Here is a 20,539-nt window from a genome sequence, read left to right on the forward strand (position 1 = left end):
GCCGATCTGATGGCGCGTATCGAGGAGATCCTCGAGCCGGTCGCGGTCACCGACCCCAAGCGCGTGCACGACAACGTACCGGAGCGCCGTCCCTGAGACGGCGAGGCCCTGATCGCTCGGACGGCGTGCCGCGGGGAGGGCACGTTCAATGCCCTTGCTCGGTGTGAACCAGGCGAACATCCGAGGTGGTTCGCGGACTTCAGCGGGCCGGGCCGGGGGAGTGAGGGGCGTACCCGACACACGCCTTTGCGGCATGCCTCGTCGAGGAGCCCGCTGCCCCGGTGTCGGGCCCCGAGTCGCAAAGTAATGACGGACGTGGCGACTCGTACATGCCGTGTTCAACGGCAGCGATTATTCAAGGCGGCATGCCTGGATGTGATTTCACCCGAAGAGATCTTCTGAGCTGGTCCGCGGTGGCCGCGGCGGCGCCCTTCGTTGCGACCGCGTTCGACGGCGTCTCCTCGGCCGCGACCGGCGGGGACGACATCTCACCCGCCAACCTCGAGCTGGTCACGCTCACCGAGGACCGAGCCGTCATCACCTGGTACACGGGCTACACCGGCAGCGACGACGGACTGGGCCGCATGGTGCCGGCGCCCGCCGACGGAGAGGTGCGCTGGGGTACCCACCCCGGCCGCCTCAACCGGGTCGCGACCGGCCTGTCCTCCCACACGCCGTACCACTACGTCGAGTTGACCGGCCTGGAGCCGGGCCGGACCTACTACTACCAGGCCACCTCGCACGGCAAGCCGGTCCCTCCGACGGCCTTCACCCTGATCAAGGGCAACGCCGTCGGAACCTCGGACTACGGCCTCGACGGCACGGGCCCCTACAGCTTCACCACGCCCCAACCTCCGCCCGGTCGCTATCTGTTCTCCATCGCGCTCTGCAACGACCTCCACATGGGTGAGACCCAGGCCGGACTCGTCGGCGGCCAGCCGCAGTACATCGGCATCCAGCAGGAACCGGGCCTGCCGCCGTACCCGGAGGTCATGCTGGAGTCCCTGGTGCAGGACGTGACAGCGCTCGGTGCCGACTACCTGCTCGCCGCGGGCGACATCTCCGCCGAAGCCGTGCCCCTCGACCTCAGCCAGGCCCACAAGCTGCTGGGCAGGTTCGGCGCCTACCGGGACGACTACTTCGTCACGCGCGGCAACCACGACCGGGCGCACCTAGGCGATCCGTACGCGCACTGCCGTGCCGGGCAGTGGCAGGGCAACGACTGCTTCGCGGACCGGTTCTTCCCCGCCCAGCAGGACCGCACCTACTTCACCCGGACCCTGAACGGACTGCGGGTCATCGGAATCGACACCTACGACAAGCCGGGCAACGGCGGTGACGCCGGGGCCCTTTCACCCGATCAGATGGCCTGGTTCCGCGACCAGCTGCACCGCGACCAGGACCGGCCGACGATCGTCTTCGGCCACCACCCGCTCGTCGTCCAGGACTCGGCGTTCCCCATCACGGCCGGCAACTCGCTGGACGCCACGCAGGCAGCCACGATCCTCGGCGACTACGCCCGCATGCCGGGCCTGTTCCTGCACCACGCGGGCCACACGCACCGCAACAAGCGCACGATCAGCCCGCTGGCGCCGCGTGTCACCCAACAGGAGGTCGCCGCCGCCAAGGAGTACCCGGGTGGGTTCTCCCTACTGCGTCTGTACACGGGCGGCTACGCGCTCAACTTCTACAAGAGCCGCAGCGAACTGGCCCGTCGATGGAGCGAGCGCAGCCGCATGGAGATCCTCGGCTACTGGCCGCAGTTCGCCCTCGGCGCGAGCGTCGCCGACCGCAACTCGGTGGTACGCCGCGATCTCTCCGGCCTGCGTCCCCACCACCGAGGTCACCACACATCGCACGGACACGGCGGCAAGCAGCACATGTCCGCCTGACGCATCGGCGAGGGCCCGCGACCGCGGGCCCTCGCCGTGCTGCCCATGCTGTCGGCACCCACCTGGAAGCACCGCTCCGGCGTCTCGCCCACGACGTCGAAAAGGTGCGGATCGCCGTGCGGCGGTCCGTTGCGTCAGCCGGCCTCGGAGGAGAAGGGGCCGCCCTCGCCGAATGCGAGCCGCGCGAAGTTCTCGGCGATGCGTCGGTGTCCCGCCGAATCGGGGTGGACCTCGTCGGGCAAGGGGAGTTCGGCGTAGTCCGTCTCGCCGTAGAGGCGGCGGCCGTCGAGGTGGTGCAGGTGGGGGTCGTCGACCGCCCGCTGCTCGACGATCCGGGCGAGTGCATCGCGAATGACGTTCAGCGTCAGGCGCCCGGCGGCGCGTTCGGCCGGGTCGCCCGTGGCCTTGAACCGCAGGGTCCCGCCCTCGAATTCGGGCGCGAGGGGTCCGGGGGTGTCCTCCTGGACCGGGCACAGAATGGGGGAGACGACCAGCACTGGCGTGGTGGGATGCCCCTCGCGGATGGTGTCGAGAAAGCCGTGGACTGCGGGGGTGAAGGCGCGCAGACGCATGGCGTCGGTGTTGACGACATTGATGCCGATCTTGAGGCTGATCAGGTCCGCCGGGGTGTCACGCATCGCGCGGGCGGTGAAGGGGTCGAGCAGTGCACTGCCGCCGAACCCCATGTTGATCAGCTCCACACCGCCCCGGGCCGCGGCCAGGGCCGGCCAAACGGCGGTGGGGTGCGTGGCGTTCGAGCCGTGGCTGATGGAACTGCCGTGGTGCAGCCAGACCCTGCGGCCGCCGACCGGTGCAGGCTCGACCGGGGCATCGGTTCGCAGCGCGACGAGCTCGGTGATCTCCGTGTGCGGCAGCCAGATCTCGACGTCCTTGTCACATGCCGGGAGGTCGGTGAACCGGGCGGTGCCGGCGGGCCCCTCGTGCAGTTCGAAGGACTGGGTGGCCATGTCGATCAGGTGGACGTTGCCGCCGGTCACCGTGGCCTGGGATGCGAGGCGGCCGTCGACCAGTAGGTCGTAGACGCCGTCCGCCGGGGCCGGGAGACCTCGGTACAGCCGCTTGGTGGGCACTGTGTCCAGTTCGACGGTGGTTGCCCGGGTGCGGAAGACCAGCCGCACACCCGAGGGCTGCGCCTCGGCCATGGCCAGTTGGTCGTCGGGGATCTGCCGGCGAGCACGAGCGGGCAGCCGATGGGGCAGCAGACCGTTTTCCGTCGCTTCGACGTCGAGGAAACCGCGCAGCATGTTCTCGGTGACCGGTGTCGTGATCCAGTCGTGTTGGGTGTTCATAGCCTCAGCCTGTTGATCAAGATGTGTGCACGGCGCCGCTGCGCCGACGTGCAGCGGGCGAATGTGTTCGGTGGTGCGGGCCACCGGTCAGGACGTGGTCCAGTTCCGCAGCAGTGCGTCCAGGGAATCCACCATCCAGTCCCAGGACTCCTTCGGGTCGATGGCCGTGTGGTCGAAACCTCCGGCCATCTCCAGGCTGACGTAGCCGTGGAAGACGCTGCCCAGCATCCGGACCGCGTGTGTCTGGTCCGGCTCCGTCAGGTCGTAGCCGCGCAGGATCGCCCGTGTCATCTGGGCGTGCCTGGGACCGGCACTGGCGGCCGCCGTCTCGGGGTCGAGCCTGAGACGTGCGGCGGCGTACCGGCCGGGATGCTCCCGGGCGTAGTCGCGGTACGCGTCCGCGAAGGCGGCCAGGGCGTCCCTGCCGGCCCGTCCGGCCAGCGCGGAGGCCACCCGGTCGGCGAGTTCCTCCAAGGCGAACAGGGCGATCCTGGTCTTGAGGTCCTGGGAGTTCTTCACATGCGAGTACAGACTCGCAACCTTGACGTCGAACCGCCGGGCGAGCGCCGAGACGGTCACCTGGTCGAAGCCGACCTCGTCGGCCAGTTCCGCTCCCGCCCGGGTCAGCCGCTCCGGGGTCAGGCCTACTCGAACCATAACACCTCTCCCTTCTGGCGACAGCCATTATGCATTTGCCTAAAAGCTTTAGGCAAATTAGCCTGCCGCTCATGAATCCGCTGACCGAGCAAGAGATCCGAGCCGCCTTCGTGAACTGCTCCAAGGGTGAGGCGAAGCGGCTCTCCGTACCCCGTGACCTGGCCGAGCGCCCCTGGGACGACCTGGACTTTCTCGGCTGGCGTGACCCTCAGGCTCCCGACCGGGCCTATCTCGCCATCGAACTCGACGGCCGGCCGGTGGCGCTCACGCTGCGCAGCCCGGCCGTCACGTCCGGGACGCGCCGCAGCATGTGCTCGATCTGCATGACCACGCACACGGGAGGCGTGTCGCTGATGGTCGCCGCGAAGGCGGGCAAGGCCGGGCAGCAGGGCAACTCCGTGGGCGCCTACATATGCAGCGACCTCGCCTGTTCGCTGTATGTACGGGGCAAGAAGGATGCGGGCGTCGGCGCCCGGCTCCACGAGTCGCTCACACTGGAGGAGAAGATCGAGCGGACCGTCGCCAACCTCGCCGCGTTCATCGCCCAGGTCACCGCATGAGGCACTAGGTTGATCGTCGGGTGCGGAGCCGGTGTGTGAGGGTCCGTCGCCAAGTCGAAGGGCCCTCAAACGAGTTCAAGGCCTGGCACGGTCGGCGTTCCCATTCGAGCCATGGTGGCTCACGCCCCGGCGCCCGGCACCGCAGGGGACTCCGACCACCGGCCTGAGACCTTTGTGGTACGACGGCACTTGAGCCGGGACCGTGTGACTCCGCTCAAAAGGAGGGGTGTCACAAATGGCCTGACCACGCGGTCATGTTCCCGGACAGGGCCGAGAGACGGGAGTGGTTGTGAAGATCGCAGTTGCCGGCGGTACCGGGGTGGCCGGACGGCTCGTGGTGGAGGTGCTTCAGGCCCGCGGACATGCGCCCGTGGTGCTGGCGCGTGGTGCGGGTGTCGATCTGCTGAGCGGGTCCGGGCTGGATGCGGCGCTGGCCGGAGCGGAAGCGGTGATCGATGTCAGCAACGTGATCACCATGCGCAGGTCGGTGTCGGTGGGCTTCTTCGACACGGCGGGACGGCACCTCGTGGAGGCGGCAGAGCGTGCAGGGGTGCGGCACCTCGTAGCCCTGTCGATCGTGGGGGTCGATCGGGTCAAAAATGCCTACTACGCTGGCAAGTTGCGGCAGGAGGAGATCGTCCGGGGCGGGGCGGTGCCCTGGACCGTGCTGCGCACCACCCAGTTCCACGAGTTCGCGGGACAGATGCTGAACAGCGTGCCCGGGCCGGTCGCGATGGTGCCGACGGGACGGGTCCAGCCCATCGCCGTACGGGAAGTCGCCGAAGCCCTCGCCGACATCGCCCCTCGGGCACCGCAGGCAATGGCCCCCGAGCTCGCCGGGCCGCAGACCGAGTCGCTGGTCGACATGGCCCGGCGCCTCATCGCCGCGGGCGGCGCGCGCCGGCGTCCGGTCCTCCCGCTGTACTTCCCCGGCGGGATGAGCAGCGGCGGCCTGCTTCCGACCGGCACCGGCCCCCGTGGCACACAGACGTTCGCCGATTGGCTCAGCGAGAAGATCCCCGCGACGTCGGCATGACGAAGACCGGTGAAGCGAACCGACCTGTCGCCTGTCTGCCGGTCGGGACGACCGGACACAGATCGTTGGACGGATACCGGGATGCCGCAGGTACTGGTGGCATGGGCTGTTGCTGTTTGCCGCGCGATCCGCGGTGGACCGTCGGTCCCTGTGGGCCAGCGGCCCCGTCCGATGCATGGGATACGGAACTTTGCCGGTACGGCCTCGAACTGCGTGTCGTCCGCCCGTGGTTCGCCCGTGTCGAGGGGCGACGACAGGCGGACCACGGATGTCGGCACTCAGGTGGAGCCTGCTGGTACACCCCCATGCCGGGGCGACGAGGGAGCAGACAGCCGGACGGTCACGAGAGTGAGCGGGCCTCAGTCACCGGTCGTACCGTCGAGCATCTCGCGCAGGATGTCCAAGTGGCCGTTGTGCCGTGCGGTCTCCTCGGTGAGGTGGAGGAGGATCCAGCGCAGGTCGACGTGCACGCCATCGCGGCCGGCACGCTTGGCCTTGGTGTCCAGGCTGTTCCCGGCGACCAGTTCGCGGTAACGGGCGCTTTGTTCTGCGTACTCGTCGAGCAACTGCGTGAGCGCGAAGTCGACGGCGATCCGCATCTCGCGGTCGGGGTCCTCTTCGGTCCAGGGCCCGTCGTCCTCCTCGCCGAGGAAGACCACTTGGAACCAGTAGTACTCGACCCAGCGGAGGTGGTTGATCAGTCCATTCAAGGTCATCAGCGGTGAGCCCGGCAGGAGCGCCTTGCGGGCGTTCTCCTCGGAGACGCCCTCGCACTTGATGCGGGCGGTGTCACGAGCGTAGTCGAGGAACGTGGTGAGCTGGCTGCGTTCGTCCCAAGCGGGGGGCATGTCATCGATTCTGGTCATCGTGCGTAGCATCCACGATCGCCCTGACCGCTGTCGACGCATTTGCCGGCGACGACTGCGCACCGCACTGTTGAGAGCAAGGGCGGGCGATCGCCCCAGGGGACGGCCTGCTCGATGCGTCGGAACGCACTCACAGCAGTCGGGCCCGCACAGCCTCACATCCGGGATCTCAGTACGTCGACCTCACAGCCCGGCGCAAAGGGGTCGAAGCCGTGCTCGCTCAGCCAGCGAACCACCAGCAGGCTTCGCAACGACCACCACGCGTGGATCACGTCGAGGTCGACGTCGGTGCCATAGCCGGCGATGACGTCGTCGAGGTGCTCCTCGTGTCCGAGCGTGAAGGTGGCGAGGTCGTGCAGGGCATCACCCTGGCCCGCCTCGGACCAGTCGATGATGCCGGTGACCTCGCCGCCGTCGACGAAGACGTGCGCGATCTGCAGGTCGCCGTGCGTGAACACCGGAGTCCACGGCCGGAGCGCGGCCTCGGCGACCTGGCGGTTGCGGGTGACCAGGTCGGCGGGCAGGACGCCATTGGTCACGAGCAACTCGCACTCGGCGTCGAGTTCCGCCGCCAGCGCGACGATGCTCCGCCCGGCCCCGCCGGGCCGGGGCGGCAGCGGCGCGTCGTGCAGCTTCCGGATTGCGGCGCCCGCCGCGGCCCACGCCGCCGGTGACCCGGTCGACGGCCCGCCGAGGCGCCCGAGCGTCGTCCCCGGGACCGCGGCGAGCGCGAGCACGGGCGGCTTGCGCCACAGGACCTCCGGGGTCGGGACCGGCGCGAGGGACATCACCTCGACCTCGACGTCGATACGCGCCTGATCGGCGTCCACCTTCAGGAACACGTCGCCGACGCGCAGGGTCGCGCGCTCGGAATGGGCGACGACGACTTCGACCTCATCCATGAGCGACCAGTATCCCGGGGACGATCGCCGACGTCGCCGGGTTTGTCGCGTGCGATTACGCGGCTGACCACGTCCCGGCACCCCGCGGCCTCATGCACGACATCGACCTTTGACCAGGTCGAGCGGACCACTTTGGCAGGAGTCCTCAGTCCGCCCCGGCCCGGATGAGGGTCGCCCGATCCGGGGGAGACGCGCCTGCCGCTCGCCCCCGCGTCCGTTCAGTGCGGGGCGTTGGCCGCGCTTTCGTCGTCATCCTGCCGGGGCCGGGGCGTTCGGTACTGGAGCAGCAGTACCGAACGCACCGGGCCCTCCGGCGCGGCGTAACCGTGGGGGATCGAGGCGTCGAAGGCGATGTAGTCGCCGGGGCCGAGGCGGGTGAGGTGTCCGTCGACCTCCACGTCGAGTTGTCCGGACTGGACGATGGTGTGCTCGGTTCCCGCGTGACCGAGGGAGGCCTGCCGGCCGTCGGTTCGTACCTGCTGGTCGTACACCTCGACGATCAGCCCCCCCGTCTGTATCCGGCGCAGCGGCCGCAGGTCGACGCCTTCGCCGCTCAGGACCTCGGTGTCGGCGGCGCGGACCACGGTGACGCTGCCCGAGGGATCGGTCTCGAGCAGGTCGGAGATCGGCAGGTCCAGAGCTCGGGAGAGGCTGAACACCGTTTCGATCGTCGGGTTTCCGGTGGCCGACTCCAGTTGCGACAGCGTCGCCTTGCCGATCCGGGAGAGCCGGGACAGTTCGCTGAGGGACAGCCCGCGGCGGTTCCGCTCACGCCTGAGGTTGGCGGCCAGGGTCTGTCTGACCGAGCTGCTCGGGGTCATCACACGATCTCCTGCGGGGCGGGTGCGTTCGCCTCAGCGTACGGGGTCCGCGGCTGCCTTTGACGGCCGTTGACAGTCGAGGACTTGCGGGAAAGAGGCCGAGGGCCGGCGCCGTCGCGACGCCGGTCCTCGGCCGATGGGGTCGCCGGGAGTGCTCCCGGCGACCGGATTCTCAGCGGTGCACGGTGCAGTTCGCCTGTGCCGTCTTGTGCGGATCACTCTCGGAGCGTGCGGTCAGGGTCACCTGGGAGTGGTTCGCCGCGCCCTTGCCGGCAGCCACGGCGACGTTGACCGTGGTGCGTTCGCCGACCTTGGCGGTGGCCAGAGCGTTGGGCACCTCGGCCCGCCACCCCGCTCCCTGCGCCGTCGCGGAGAGCCGGTAGACGTCCGCATCCCGGTACGCGGCCGACTGGTCCGTCGCGCCGCTGGAGCCGTGTCCGGTGTTGGCTAGCTGGAAGGTGCAGACGGCACCTCGGCGTTGGGCGTCACCCGCCGAGCTGCCGTGGCTGAGTGCCACGCCGCGGGTCTGCGGGCCCGATCCGTCCAGCGACCGTACGGCCACGGTGTAGGAGAGCTCACCGGCGGGATCGGTCTTCATATTGATGACGTAGAACTTGAGCCTGTTGGCCGTGTCCGTGTACTCGTACGCGCTGCCGGAGCGCGTACCCGCATGGAACAGGCCGTCGTTGAGCTGACGGTAGTCACCGATCGAGCGCATCACCTTGGTACCGTCAGGCCGGGTGAAGTCGACCATGTTGATGTCCTGGGGATTGGCGTCGATCATCCAGCTGAAGCAGAGGTAACCGCAGCTGGCGCCCTCGTCGTCGAACGGCTTGTTCTTCGTGAGCATCACCCCGTGATCGGGGGTGAAGGAGTCCGCGCCGATTCGCTGCACCGTCTCGATGGTGTAGTCGGTGAAGCCGGGGCCGGAGCAGAACGGATCCGTATCGACGTCGCATGCCGGGGTCTTGTCCGTGCCCAAGTCGATCTCGACACCCTGCAGTTGGTCGTTCTTCACCTTCGCCGACCGGGCGCGGACGTCGAACACGGCCAGACCATGGTCGGCGAGTGCCTGCGGCGACAGCGTCAGCAGCTGGTCGTCGTCGAGGAAGCCGAGCTTGGTCTTGGTCCGCACGGTCTGGCCGGCGGGCATCGAGGCGCCCTGGGTTGCCGGGACCTGCCAGCGGTTGTGCGGTCCGCCCGGCCCGTTGAAGGAGCCGCGGTCGAGCACGTCGAAGGGGCCGGTGCCCGCCCGGTGGTAGGGCTCGACGTACGGATTGTTGTTGTTGTCGCCGATACCGAAGGTATGGGTGATCTCGTGTGTGATGGTTCCCGAGCTCTCCCCTTGCCGGATACCGGAGTTGCCCCAAAGCTGTGACCCGGCCTTCCACGAGGTGAAGCCGGTGTACCGGCTGCGCACGGCGTTGGGAAGGTCCGGATCGGGCGGTCCCCATTCATCGGGCACGTCCTGCGGGGTCTGGAACTTCATCTCGCCGAACTCCTGCCAGACGGACGTCTCGTCGTAGCCGGCGTAGATCCGCATCACGCGGTCGAAGGTCTTCGCCTCGTCGGCCCCCACGTCCTGCTTCCACACGGGGTCGATGTCCTTCTCGATGCTGCCGTCGCAGGTGTGTCCGCTCGGGCAGCCCTCCCGCTCCTGGCCGATGTCGTTCAGCCCGTACTCGTACGACGGCCGGGGAGCCCGGTACGGTCCGAAGGGAACGAACTCGACACCGATACGGCCGCCGGTCTGCTCCATCCAGTACTCGTTCACGGTGTGGCCGTGGTTCAGCGCGCTGGGCTTGTTGTAGAAATCCGCGTAGAACCCGGGGATGTCGTCACGGGATACGGGGTCTATCTGCGGGTTGCCGAAAGGGTCGCTCTTTTTCGGCATAGTCATGACAAATGGCTGGTCCGGGAAATCGACCGCGACCAACGCTATGCGCAACTTCTTCTGGGTCGGCTGGAGTTGGGGATCCGCCCAGTTCGTGCCCGGAACCCTTTTATAGTCGCTCCAGGTCATGTCCTGTTGGTCCTGCGGGTGTTGCGGATCGATGGGCGCGAACGGATCCGAGATGTGCGCCGCGGCGGGCGGAGGGCCTGCGGGTCCGGCGGGCGCCGCCCCCGCACTGCTGCCGATCAATGCCGTCACCATCGCGACGGCCCCTGCCGCGACTGCTCTGGTCCTTCCGCCGATCAGGCCTGACCACACGTGGCACCGCCTCCTGAACGTCGTTGTCGTTCTGCGGAACGAACGATCGGGAGCGTATGGCGCTGCTCGTCGAGTGTCAACGATGCATGCGGTGACGCGAGTTGCCTGACAACTGGCCCTCGGGTGCCCCGACCGACGTCGAGTGGGACGTTCTGTATACCGAACCCTTCACCAATGCCAGGGGTGGGCCGGTCGGTGCAGGTGGGGTTGTGTCTCCCACGCCGACCGCGACACATGCGGCCGCAGTCCTCCCTGCCGACCGTGAACGGAACAGCACCACGAGCCTCTGCCGCGTTGTCACGTGAAGCGTGTACAGCCGCTGCGCACAGTGGGCGTCCTCATGGCGCATATGTGCCATGACCAATGGCGACACCATTCCGATATGGCTGACCGGAAAGCGAACGCCGCATGATCGCCCGGTACTGCCCCCGCAAACACGGCGGTGAATTCACATTGCCCCACATATCCTCTCGTAGAGGACGGCTGACGGCGCTCGGCATCACAGCGGCCATGCTGTCCCTTTCGGTCACGACATCCGCAGGCGCGCAGCCCGTACGGCAGACGGGAAGCACGGCGGCGGCCGGTGCACCAGCCGCGGCCGCGGCCGCGCAACCCCGTACCGTCACGCTGATCACCGGCGACAAGGTCACGGTCACGCCCGCCGGAGACGCGGGCACCATGACGGTGAGCGGTCCGCACGGTGAGCCCGTCGCCGCGCACACCGACAAGGTCGGCAAGGACCTGTACGTGTACCCCGAGTCGGCCGCGCCGTACGTCTCCGCCGGGCTCCTCGACAAGGAGCTGTTCAACGTCACGGGGCTGGTGGCCGACGGTTACGACGACGCCCGGGTCAATCACCTGCCGCTCATCGTGACCTACACCCACAACGCCGCGGCCCGCGCGCAGGCCGCACCACGCGGCGCGAACCGGGTGCGCACCCTTTCCAGCATCAACGGCGCGGCTCTCGCCGAGGACCACGACAAAGCGACCGAGTTCTGGTCGGCCGTCACGGCCAAGGTGAGCGCATCCGCGGTGTCCCGCAGCAGCGAGCTCCTCGTCTCGCCCGCCCCCAGACCCACCCTTGCCGGCGGCATCTCCAAGATCTGGCTGGACGGCAGGGCCAAGGCGACGCTCGCCGATTCGACCGCCCAGATCGGTGCGCCCGAGGTGTGGCGCGGAGGCAACACGGGCAAGGGCGTGGACGTCGCCGTACTCGACACCGGCGTCGACGACGGACACCCCGATCTGGTGGGCCAGGTCGCGGAGGCGACCAGCTTCGTACCCGACCAGCCCCCTGGTGGAGGCGACGGTCCTCAGGGTCAGGCGACCGCCGATACGGACGCCGTGGACCACCACGGGCACGGCACCCATGTGGCCTCCACCATCGCCGGGACGGGAGCGGCCTCCGGCGGCAAGGAGAAGGGCGTCGCCCCCGGCGTCCGGCTGCACATCGGCAAGGTCCTCAACGACTCCGGCGAAGGACAGGACTCCTGGATCCTGGCCGGTATGGAGTGGGCCGTCCGGGACGCCCACGCCAAGGTCATCAGCATGAGCCTCGGCGGAAGCCCGTCCGACGGATCCGACCCGCTCAGCCAGGCCGTCAACCAACTCAGCGCAGAGACAGGCGCGTTGTTCACCATCGCCGCCGGCAACTCGGGTCCGGACTCGAAGACGGTCGCCGCGCCCGGCGCCGCGGATGCGGCACTGACCGTCGGTGCCGTGGACGGGGACGACAAACTGGCCGATTTCTCGAGCCGCGGCCCGCGTTGGTCGGACAGTGCGATCAAGCCGGAGATCACCGCTCCCGGCGTCGACATTCTTGCCGCCCGCTCGCGGTACGCCGGCGGCAGCGGCGACTACACCACGATGAGCGGCACCTCGATGGCCACTCCGCATGTCGCCGGAGCCGCCGCGCTGCTGGCCGCGGAGCACCCCGACTGGACCGGCGGGCAGATCAAGGACGCCCTGGTCAGTACATCGAAGTCGACCCCCACCTACACCGCGTTCCAGGCCGGTGTCGGCCGCGTGGACATCGCGGCCGCCACCAAGTCCACCTTGTACGCCACCGGTACGGTCTCCCTGGGCGAGCACCCCTGGCCCGCCGATCCCGGCGCGACGGTCGACAAGACGGTGACATACACCAACATCGGCGACTCCGCAGTGACGTTGGACCTCGCGGTCTCCGCCCCCAAGGCCCCGGCCGGGCTGTTCACCCTGTCGAAGGACAAGGTCACCGTCCCGGCACATGGCACCAGCACGGTCACCGTGACCGCCGACGTCGACAAGGCCGCCCGGGGAACGACCTACGACGCGCGCATCGATGCGTCGGCGGAGGGCGTCCCCCTCGCTCACACCGCCGTAGGCTTCGTCACCGCCAACCAGACCTTCAAGGTGACGATCGTGTCCAAGGACCGGTCGGGCGGGATCTACACGGGCCCAGGCACGCTCATGGGGGCGTCCGACGAAACCTCCGACCCCTTCGTGAACAACTGGAACATCAACTTCGACATCGATTCGCCCGGTGTTCTGACGCTCGAACTTCCCGCCGGAACCTGGTCGTTGGGTCAGTGGATGGAGGTCGAGGGCAGTCATGGTCCGCAGTCCCGCGGACACGCGCTGGTCATGGTGCCGCAGTTCGACCTGAACCGTGACACCACCATCGTGCTCAGTGCGGCCAAGGCCCGGCAGATGAAGCTGCTGACCCCTCGGGAGTCCAGGAGCAGCGCGCTGCGAGTCGACTACACACGGGCCTTCCCCGGCGCGGGCAACCAGGTGATGTCCTTCCTCGTGCCGCGCACCGAGGACACGCTCTGGGCGGTGCCCACGGCGAAGGTGACCAAGGGGACCTTCGACGTGCGCACCCGGTGGCGCAATGAGCAGCCCGCGCTGAAGATCTCCGTGGGCGGCACCTCGTTCGACGACCTGTTGGTGCGGCGTGGGACGAAGCCCCTGTCCAAGGGCTCGCACCGGCTGAGGCCCGTGTACGTGGGCCAGGGTGCCGCGGCGGACTACACGGGCCGGGACGTCCGCGGCAAGGCCGCTGTGGTCGACCGCAACGACACGGTTGGGCTGTCCGAGCAGGCGGCCACCGCGGCGTCGGCCGGCGCCGCACTGCTGCTCGTCGTCAACGACGGCCCCGGCCTTGTGGAACCGCTGGCCTTCGACAGCATCGCGCCGTTGAACATCGCGACACTGGACCGGGAGGAAGGCCGCCGCCTGATCTCGCAGGCAGCCAAGTCCGGCACGGCGCTGGAGGTGTACTCCAACCCGACCACCGAGTACCTGTACGACGTGGTACGCAACCACCGCAGCCAGATCCCGACGGATCTCACCTACCGCCCGAACACCGGTGATCTCGCCCGGGTCGACATGTCCTTCCGCAACTACCGTCCGGCCCAGGCGACGGACTTCCGCTACGACGTGTATCCGGAGTCCGACTGGTGGGCCATCGGTTGGCCGGAGATCCCGGGACAGGGCCAGGGCGACCGCACCGACTATGTGTCCCCCGGCGTGCAGTACCGAGAGAGCGCGACGGTGACAGGTGAGACCCGGGTCATCGCCGCGGACAAGCGCTACGGCCCCGGGAGCCGCACGGCGGAGAACTGGTTCTCCCCGATCCAGCGGCCACGCATCTCGTACGACGGCACTTCGCTGTCCCGCCAGGACGACGCCCTCTTCGCGTTCGTCGCCGGCTGGGGAGACGCGGGCGCCGACCGCGGAGGATACGGCACCGCCCCGGGTGTCCAGGCGAAGACATCGATCTACCAGGGAGACACTCTGCTCGCCCAGTCGTCCGACTACTACACCTATGCGACGGGGCTGAAGCCCGAGGCGCTTCCGTACCGCATCGTCTCGGAGTTCTCCCGCGGCACCTGGGCGAGCCCCTACTCCACCCGCACCCGTACGGTCTGGGACTTCACGTCGGCGGCCGGCCGGCGTTACCAGAACATGCCGCTGCCGCTGGTCCAACTCGACTACGACGTCACCACGGACTTCTCGGGCAAGGCCGGCCGCGACGCGGTGTTCACCATCAAGCCCGCCAAGCCGTCCGGTGAGTGGCCGAAGGCTTACGCGGACCTGCCCCCCGCCGCCTTCCACGACGGGACCCTGGAGTTGTCCTACGACGACGGCGTCACCTGGCACAGGGCACATCTGACCCGGACGTCCGACGGCCGTGGCTGGCGCACGGAGCTGAACGCCCCCAAGGGTGCCCGCTTCGTCACCGTCCGGGCCGGCGCCACCGACTCCGACGGCAACTCCGTGGAGCAGACCATCGTCCGTGCCTTCGGACTGAAGTGACCTCAGCGCGCCACCACTGAGAGAGGAATGCAACCACCGGGGGCGGGACCACCGAAGGGTCCCGCCCCCGGAGTTCGAGGGAGTGCTGCAGCGGGGAGTGGGGATTGTGCGTCACCGGCGCGGTGTCGGTCCGCGAGCTCAGGTGAGGGCGGTGACCAGCAGGGTGAAGGCGGCGATGATGACGGCGACGCGGACGTAGTGGAAGCGGTCCCAGCGGTTCATCTGCTCCTTCCAGTCCACGGGCAGGTTCTCGGGGGTCCACGTCTTGGTCCGGTTGTTGATCGGGACGAGCAGGAGGATCGACATGATCACGCTCACGATCAGCAGTGCGGCGGCGATGACGACGAGACCGGTGCCGTGGTGATGCCGTCCGGCTATGGCCCAGACCGCGCTCAGGACGAGAGAGCCGATGTACCAGAACGGCATCAAGGCGCCGAGCATCCGGGCCCCGTGGGTGCGGCCGCGCAGGCCGTTGTCGCCGGGGAGTCCGTTGAGGATCGGGTTGATGACGAAGGCGACGGAGAACTCCACCCCCACCATCAGGCCGACGACCACGGTGGTGAAGATCTCGAGTGCGTTGAGCATGATGACTCCTCCTGGGATCTAGCATTGCTAGATGATGAGGCAACGCTAGTACTTCTGCCGCTCGCTTGTCTAGCGGTGCTAGGATCGAATCATGTCGGTACAGGAACGCAAGGAGCGCGAACGGGCGGGCCGCGAGCGCCTCATCGTGGCGACGGCCCGTGAACTCGCCGAGCAGCAGGGCTGGGACGCGGTCACCACCCGCCGGCTGGCCGAGCGCATCGAGTACAGCCAGCCCGTCCTCTACAGCCACTTTCGCGGCAAGCGGGAGATCATCGGCGCCGTCGCCCTACAGGGCGCCGCCGAGATGGCCATGGCGGTGCGGGCCGCGACCTCCGCCGCGGACGGCCCGCGCGCCCGGGTCACCGCCCTCGCTCGCGCCTACCTCGACTACGCCGAGAGCAACCCGGCGGTCTACGACGCGATGTTCCAGCTCGACGGCGGCCTGGCGTTCGCGAACGAGGACACCCCGGAGCCTTTGAAGGACGCTTTCGCCGCCCTGCTGGAGAGCCTCGGCGAGGTCGCCGGGGACGGCGTCCACCCGGGACTGTTCACCGAGGTGTTCTGGGCGGCCCTGCACGGGCTGGCGACCCTGACCCGCGCGGGACGGCTGCCGCCGGAGGACGCCGAGCGGAGGGTGGAGTTGTTGGTGGACCGGCTCGCCATGCTCTGACGCAACGGCCCGGCGGGCACACAGCCGGGTTCCTCGGGCGCGGTGCCTGCCTGCGGTATCGCTTCCGGTCCCTCACGCCCACACGGCCCGGCCGCAGATCGCCGAGCCTCGCACCCCCGACGGGCGTCCCGTCGGGGGTGCGAGGCTCAATGATCACGACCCGATACGCGCCCTGGTACGCGACTGCGTGCAGGCGTTGCTCGGCCCACTCCGTTGCGGGTCGCCACGCCTGCGAGCGCAGAGCGTGGGACCGGCTCTTCACCGCTCGGTCGCTTCCGCGGGCGACATGCCCGCGAGGTCGACCGAGCGCGGCGGATTGAGCGCGCCGTGCACCTCTGCCCGCAGTCTTCCGGCTCAGACCGAGGCGGGGGAGAGCTCGGGGTGGATGGTGCGTGCGTTGTGCTGATCGGCCCAGTTCTGCAGCGCGCTCATACAGGCGTGGTCGAGGTGCAGCAGACCGGTGAGGTTGAGCTCGGTGGGCCGATGCGCGGGAAGCTGCTCCAGGGTCTCCAGGATGCGGGGCAGTCGCAGGAAGGTCGCATGGCCGAGGATCCGCACCTGTACCGGTCCGGTTCCGGCGTCATCGACCTCGATCTGAACGCGCGAAGTCTCCCAGGCGGTCTTCACCACCGACAGCAGCAACCCGATCAGCACGCCCTCGAACATGTTCGTGAGGAGGATCGCTCCCGCGGTGACCACCAGCACCACGGCCTCGCCCCGGTGATCGCGCCACAGGGGGCCGAGTTCCTTGTGGGGCAGCAGTTTGAGGCCTGCGTGAATGAGGACCCCGGCAAGAGCGGCAGTCGGAATCAGGTCCAGAAGGTGGGGCAGCAGTGCGGCGAACATCAGCAGCCAGACCCCGTGCAGGACGCGCGACAGTTTCGTCCGGGCACCCGCCTGCACATTGGCGGCGCTGCGGACGATCACCGCGGTCATGGGCAGTGCGCCGAGCAGCCCGCACACGGTGTTGCCCGCGCCCTGCGCCATCAACTCCTTGTCGTAGTCGGTCTTGGGGCCGGCGTGCATCCTGTCGACGGCTGCCGCGCTGAAGAGGGATTCCGCGGAGGCGATGAGAGTGAAGGCGACGATGGTGGTCAGCATGGCCACCTCTGCCAACTTCTCGAATGCGTCGAGACCGGGCGGCTGGATGGAGGCCATCAGCCCGTTCACCTCGATGCGGGTGACGGGCAGATCGAAAGCGAAGGCGGCGAGCATCGCCGCACCCACCGCGACGAGCGGGCCGGGCAGCATCTGCGCTTTCGGCGGAAGCTTCTTCCACAGCGTCATGATCGTGACCGTTCCGGCACCGACACCGACGGCGGTCAACGCGGGGCCGGAACCGACGACGTCGGCGACCAGGTCCGGCAGCCCCGCGATGTTCGACGTACCGCTGCCGGGGGCCTTGCGGTCGGCGAGCGCGTAGAGCTGTCCCGCGATCAGCACCAGCCCGATGCCGGCCAGCATGCCGTGGACGACGGACAGCGAGATGGCACGGAACAGGCGTCCCAGACGCAGGGCGCCGAGGGCCAGTTGAAGGAGTCCGGCGGCGAGGACGATGACGCCGAGTGCGGACAGCCCGAAGTCCCGCACGGCGGTGAACACGAGCACGGTCAGTCCGGCGGCCGGGCCGCTGACCTGGAGGCTGCTGCCGGGGAGCAGCCCGGTGACCAGGCCACCGACGATGCCGGTGATCAGGCCGAGTTCGGCCGGTGCTCCCGATGCGACGGCGACGCCCACGCACAGCGGCAGGGCGACGAGGAAGACGATGAGGGAGGAGGAGAGGTCGGTCCGCAGTGCGGTCGCGAAGCTGGAGATGCGTGGAGTCATGGCGTTCTTTCTGCGGGGGGAAGGAACGTCGCGGGAGGCGCCGGAACGGGCGGTGCCGCATGAGCCGTGGCCCGATCGGGCCACGGGGACACGAAGGTACGAGTGCGCGGGGTGGCGGCAAGGACCTTGCGGGTGTCGGCGGTGCGGTACCGGGCCTGCGGCCTCGGAAGGGCCGGAATCAGGCGCCGGGCGATGAACGGGATGGCTGCTCAGGTGGTCGAGCCGGGTCAGGGTGTGCTGTACGAAGGAAGCGGTGTCCGGGCCGGGCGGTCCGCGTGGCCGCGATGCGGTTGCGGACGCGGAACCTCGGCGCCACGTTCGAGGCGGTAAGGGTGTCGCAGGTATCACGGGGTGCGGCCGCATGCCGTCGGCCGGGGTTCCGGAGCGTTCACGCGTGAACGTCGGCAGGCCCGCTCGTAACGGCGCGCGGGCCCAGTGATTGCTCTCTCAGCAGCGCAGGACGACCGAGCCGGGAGCGGACGCGATGTTCCCGGAACCCAGCATCCCTCGCGATGTGGCCGTGGAAGCAGCGCCGGGTGCGGCGCGGACGGCGTCGACGGCGGGGGCGGCGTGCGGCGGAGCCCCGAGTTGCTGCCGTCCGTACGTGGAGGCGGAGCGGGACTGCGCGCCTCCGCTGTGCTGGTGGTGCCGCTCGGCGTCGGGGCCGGCGACGGCTGTCGAAGGTGTCGCCTGACAGCGTGGATCGCTTACGGAGACGGCCTGTTGACGGCAACCGTCCGGCTCGAGCACGGTCAGGTGCGACGCACAGGTGCTGAATGTCGTGTGGAGGAGAGCCAGGAGGGCGAGCAGCGCAAGGGCGTACAGGCCGCGACTTCTCGTGGGCCGCACTGCGCTGTGGGTGTGCCGCATCCGCATCTCCTGGTGTGTGTTCTCCGCCAGGAAACTCTGGACGGCGGCCACCGGCGACCGGAACGCAGCCAACTGCCATCAGATTCACTCGATGCGGCGATCAACAGCGTCCAAGGGGTGACGCGCAGGTGTCCGCCGCTCACGCTGCACCGAGGATGAGCTCGGCTGCACGTTCCCCCACCATCACGGACGGGGCGTATGTGGTCCCACGAGTGATGGCATGCATGACCGAGGCGTCGACGACGCGGAGCCCCGTGATGCCGGGCACCTGCACTCTGGCGACCGACACAGTGCCGGGTCCGTGATGCGCGACCGCCACGCGGATATCAAGGTCAAGAGGGTCTGCGTCGGTCGGTCCCGCCCCAGAGGAATCCCCTGTGCGGAGATCACGGCCGCCCCGTGGCAGAGCCGGGTGACCTCCTTGAACGCACGTGGCCCTTCCCGCTCCGGGTGGAGTGGAAAGGGCCACGTGGCGTCTCAGCCCGCCGTCACAGGCCGCACTTCCTGTTTCGGCGGCTGAGGCGCATCGCGCAGAAGGCCATCCGGAACCTTGGCGCGTGTGGTTCAACCCGAACGGCAACTGTTCTGGTCGAAACCGGATAAATCGAGCATCCGCGCTTCCGGGGCAAATTGGAATTATCGGGTACCTCACGCTGGTGTGACCACTGCGGTCACGCCAGCGTGAGGGACGTCTTCGGCAGGTCAGGCGGTCGGGGAGCGGTCGGATCGCTCACGTCGACTTCGCTCATGTGCGATCACGTGGTGCGCCGCCTGATCGCCGCGTCGAGGTTGTCGAGTTCCGCGGTGCGATGGGCGCGGTGCTGCTGCGTCCAGGTTTCGTCGTGGAGAGGATCGACCGTCATGGTCAGCCTTGTGAGGTCGCCCGCCGGTTCGATGTCGACGGTTGTCAGGTGCTCATAGGGCTCATGCCCGGGCACGAAGTCGATCAGTGTCAGAAAGGCGAGGCGACTCGGGTGGACGACCTCGGTGAACGTCTTGCGCAACTCGCTCGAGAGAGGCATCCCGGCGTTGCGCAGAAACGCGACCTGTTCCGGCGCGGTCGCGGTCATGGTGTACCTCAGCTGACCGCCGGGTTTGAGCTCGAGCGCGATCACCCGCGTTCCGAAGCCGTCTGTGGTCCACCACTCCTCGAGACCGGCGGCGGTCGTACAGAGCTCCCACAGCAGCTCTGACGGTGCGCCGTACGTGCGCTCGAGACGTGCGGCGTTCGGACCGAGGGTCGGTTCGGTGGTCATGGGTTCTCCTGGGTCGTTCGGGTCTGTCGGTCCGACAACGACGCCCTCTCAGGGGCTGAGCTCAGTTCCAGCGGCTGATCTCTCCGGCGGGGTAGGCGGCGAACGTGTCGCTCTCGGCACCGGTCTTGAGGCTGGTGAGGTAGGAGCCCCAGTTGGTGCTGCACCCACTCATGAACTCGCCGGCCTGTCGCCAGTTGGCGTGGGTGAAGAGAAGCGTCGTGCTGTTGTGGCCGCTGGGGCGGAGCGTGAAGGTGATCAGAGTGTCGGTCCAGGTGTCGGGGCCGTCGGTTACCCGCCACACCACCTGGTCCGGGGTGTCGGCCAGGACCTGCATGACGGCGGCGGGTTGCTCGGCGTCGCCGAAGTGGACACCGAAGCTGGATCCGATGGTGTGTTCACCGGTAAGCGGCCGCCCGGTCCACCAGCGGGCGATGCCGTCGGTGCCGGCGATGAGGTCGTGGACCCGCTGCGGCGGGGCGTCGATGCTCACGCGGTGCAGGATGTCGGGCATTTTGCGGTCCCTTCGGTCGGATGACAGTGAGAATTGGGCCGGAGCGGTGCGGGAGGGCGCGATCGCGATCAGGCCCAACCCCGGCACGTCCGGATCGTGGTCGGGGTCGTGGCGGACGGGGAACGGGCGTTCGTCATGCGTTCCTCCCGCGTCCTCGCCGCCTCTTCATCAGCGGCTCTGCAGCAGTGACGAACGGCCGAGTCCCGGACGGACAACACGCTGAAAAAAAGATCGGTGGGTGTCCGCTGTCCGTCCACGGCGATGC

At 68.7% G+C, this 20,539-nt stretch carries 16 protein-coding genes; 5 read left to right on the forward strand and 11 right to left on the reverse strand.

The genetic code is table 11. From position 1 onward, the window contains the following. The first annotated feature begins 365 nt into the window (after positions 1-365). Positions 366-1,892, forward strand: a complete 1,527-nt coding sequence (locus ADL25_RS31675; protein WP_059131326.1) for a purple acid phosphatase family protein — start codon at positions 366-368, stop codon at positions 1,890-1,892. Positions 1,893-2,026: 134 nt separating this feature from the next. Here ADL25_RS31675 and ADL25_RS31680 read toward each other — a convergent pair whose 3' ends face one another. Both ADL25_RS31680 and ADL25_RS31685 read right to left on the reverse strand, forming a co-directional pair. Further along, positions 2,027-3,202: a GDSL-type esterase/lipase family protein gene (locus ADL25_RS31680; RefSeq protein ID WP_059131327.1), complete on the reverse strand. Its 1,176-nt coding sequence runs from the start codon at positions 3,200-3,202 to the stop codon at positions 2,027-2,029. 87 nt (positions 3,203-3,289) lie between these two features. Continuing rightward, positions 3,290-3,859 carry a TetR/AcrR family transcriptional regulator gene (locus ADL25_RS31685; RefSeq protein ID WP_059131328.1) on the reverse strand — a complete coding sequence of 190 codons (570 nt, stop codon included), beginning with the start codon at positions 3,857-3,859 and terminating at the stop codon, positions 3,290-3,292. Between the two features lie 71 nt (positions 3,860-3,930). Between ADL25_RS31685 and ADL25_RS31690 the strand changes: the two genes are divergently transcribed. Then, positions 3,931-4,419 (forward strand): FBP domain-containing protein, encoded by a 489-nt coding sequence (locus tag ADL25_RS31690; protein WP_059131329.1) that lies wholly within the window; start codon positions 3,931-3,933, stop codon positions 4,417-4,419. A gap of 289 nt (positions 4,420-4,708) precedes the next feature. After that, on the forward strand, positions 4,709-5,455 hold the full coding sequence (locus ADL25_RS31695) for an SDR family oxidoreductase (RefSeq protein WP_059131330.1): 747 nt from the start codon (positions 4,709-4,711) through the stop codon (positions 5,453-5,455). A gap of 359 nt (positions 5,456-5,814) precedes the next feature. Here ADL25_RS31695 and ADL25_RS31700 read toward each other — a convergent pair whose 3' ends face one another. From ADL25_RS31700 to ADL25_RS31715, 4 genes are all read right to left on the reverse strand, one after another. Next, complete coding sequence (locus ADL25_RS31700) at positions 5,815-6,321, reverse strand: DinB family protein (RefSeq protein ID WP_059131331.1); 507 nt, start codon at positions 6,319-6,321, stop codon at positions 5,815-5,817. A 155-nt stretch (positions 6,322-6,476) separates the two neighbouring features. Next, positions 6,477-7,223 (reverse strand): phosphotransferase family protein, encoded by a 747-nt coding sequence (locus tag ADL25_RS31705; protein WP_059131332.1) that lies wholly within the window; start codon positions 7,221-7,223, stop codon positions 6,477-6,479. A 218-nt stretch (positions 7,224-7,441) separates the two neighbouring features. After that, the gene (locus ADL25_RS31710; RefSeq protein ID WP_059131333.1) at positions 7,442-8,044 is read right to left on the reverse strand and encodes a helix-turn-helix domain-containing protein; all 603 of its coding nucleotides are present in this window, start codon (positions 8,042-8,044) and stop codon (positions 7,442-7,444) included. Between the two features lie 172 nt (positions 8,045-8,216). After that, the gene (locus ADL25_RS31715; protein WP_234381114.1) at positions 8,217-9,944 is read right to left on the reverse strand and encodes a peptidase M6; all 1,728 of its coding nucleotides are present in this window, start codon (positions 9,942-9,944) and stop codon (positions 8,217-8,219) included. Between the two features lie 822 nt (positions 9,945-10,766). Between ADL25_RS31715 and ADL25_RS31720 the strand changes: the two genes are divergently transcribed. Further along, positions 10,767-14,555 (forward strand): S8 family serine peptidase, encoded by a 3,789-nt coding sequence (locus tag ADL25_RS31720; RefSeq protein WP_059131335.1) that lies wholly within the window; start codon positions 10,767-10,769, stop codon positions 14,553-14,555. A gap of 138 nt (positions 14,556-14,693) precedes the next feature. Here ADL25_RS31720 and ADL25_RS31725 read toward each other — a convergent pair whose 3' ends face one another. Beyond that, entirely contained in the window at positions 14,694-15,140 is a 447-nt protein-coding gene (locus ADL25_RS31725) for a DUF1772 domain-containing protein (RefSeq protein ID WP_059131336.1), read from the reverse strand. Between the two features lie 91 nt (positions 15,141-15,231). On the opposite strand from ADL25_RS31725, the gene ADL25_RS31730 reads away from it, so the two are divergent. Further along, complete coding sequence (locus tag ADL25_RS31730; RefSeq protein ID WP_059131337.1) at positions 15,232-15,810, forward strand: TetR/AcrR family transcriptional regulator; 579 nt, start codon at positions 15,232-15,234, stop codon at positions 15,808-15,810. A gap of 354 nt (positions 15,811-16,164) precedes the next feature. On the opposite strand, the gene ADL25_RS31735 is transcribed toward ADL25_RS31730, so the two are convergent. The 4 genes from ADL25_RS31735 to ADL25_RS31755 form a co-directional block, all read right to left on the reverse strand. Beyond that, a complete protein-coding gene (locus ADL25_RS31735; protein ID WP_059131338.1) occupies positions 16,165-17,637 on the reverse strand; it encodes a SulP family inorganic anion transporter in 1,473 nt (490 codons plus the stop codon). 447 nt (positions 17,638-18,084) lie between these two features. Further along, positions 18,085-18,507: a hypothetical protein gene (locus tag ADL25_RS31740; protein ID WP_147318064.1), complete on the reverse strand. Its 423-nt coding sequence runs from the start codon at positions 18,505-18,507 to the stop codon at positions 18,085-18,087. A 755-nt stretch (positions 18,508-19,262) separates the two neighbouring features. Continuing rightward, entirely contained in the window at positions 19,263-19,763 is a 501-nt protein-coding gene (locus ADL25_RS31750; protein ID WP_059131341.1) for an SRPBCC family protein, read from the reverse strand. Positions 19,764-19,824: 61 nt separating this feature from the next. Continuing rightward, positions 19,825-20,274, reverse strand: coding sequence for an SRPBCC family protein (locus ADL25_RS31755; RefSeq protein ID WP_059131342.1), 450 nt, complete (start codon positions 20,272-20,274; stop codon positions 19,825-19,827). Positions 20,275-20,539 lie beyond the last annotated feature (265 nt).

The sequence above is a fragment of the Streptomyces sp. NRRL F-5122 genome (assembly GCF_001507435.1).
GTDB classification, from domain to species: Bacteria; Actinomycetota; Actinomycetes; order Streptomycetales; family Streptomycetaceae; genus Streptomyces; species Streptomyces lannensis.

Bases quoted from the DNA above. Each gene is read 5' to 3' on its own strand.
- ADL25_RS31685 (WP_059131328.1), bottom strand. From the start codon at position 3,859: ATGGTTCGAGTAGGCCTGACCCCGGAGCGGCTGACCCGGGCGGGAGCG.
- ADL25_RS31715 (WP_234381114.1), bottom strand. From the start codon at position 9,944: ATGACTATGCCGAAAAAGAGCGACCCTTTCGGCAACCCGCAGATAGAC.
- ADL25_RS31750 (WP_059131341.1), bottom strand. From the start codon at position 19,763: ATGACCACCGAACCGACCCTCGGTCCGAACGCCGCACGTCTCGAGCGC.
- ADL25_RS31720 (WP_059131335.1), top strand. From the start codon at position 10,767: ATGCTGTCCCTTTCGGTCACGACATCCGCAGGCGCGCAGCCCGTACGG.
- ADL25_RS31725 (WP_059131336.1), bottom strand. From the start codon at position 15,140: ATGCTCAACGCACTCGAGATCTTCACCACCGTGGTCGTCGGCCTGATG.
- ADL25_RS31755 (WP_059131342.1), bottom strand. From the start codon at position 20,274: ATGCCCGACATCCTGCACCGCGTGAGCATCGACGCCCCGCCGCAGCGG.
- ADL25_RS31735 (WP_059131338.1), bottom strand. From the start codon at position 17,637: ATGACTCCACGCATCTCCAGCTTCGCGACCGCACTGCGGACCGACCTC.
- ADL25_RS31710 (WP_059131333.1), bottom strand. From the start codon at position 8,044: ATGACCCCGAGCAGCTCGGTCAGACAGACCCTGGCCGCCAACCTCAGG.
- ADL25_RS31700 (WP_059131331.1), bottom strand. From the start codon at position 6,321: ATGACCAGAATCGATGACATGCCCCCCGCTTGGGACGAACGCAGCCAG.
- ADL25_RS31740 (WP_147318064.1), bottom strand. From the start codon at position 18,507: ATGCGGCACACCCACAGCGCAGTGCGGCCCACGAGAAGTCGCGGCCTG.
- ADL25_RS31730 (WP_059131337.1), top strand. From the start codon at position 15,232: ATGTCGGTACAGGAACGCAAGGAGCGCGAACGGGCGGGCCGCGAGCGC.
- ADL25_RS31690 (WP_059131329.1), top strand. From the start codon at position 3,931: ATGAATCCGCTGACCGAGCAAGAGATCCGAGCCGCCTTCGTGAACTGC.
- ADL25_RS31705 (WP_059131332.1), bottom strand. From the start codon at position 7,223: ATGGATGAGGTCGAAGTCGTCGTCGCCCATTCCGAGCGCGCGACCCTG.
- ADL25_RS31680 (WP_059131327.1), bottom strand. From the start codon at position 3,202: ATGAACACCCAACACGACTGGATCACGACACCGGTCACCGAGAACATG.
- ADL25_RS31675 (WP_059131326.1), top strand. From the start codon at position 366: ATGCCTGGATGTGATTTCACCCGAAGAGATCTTCTGAGCTGGTCCGCG.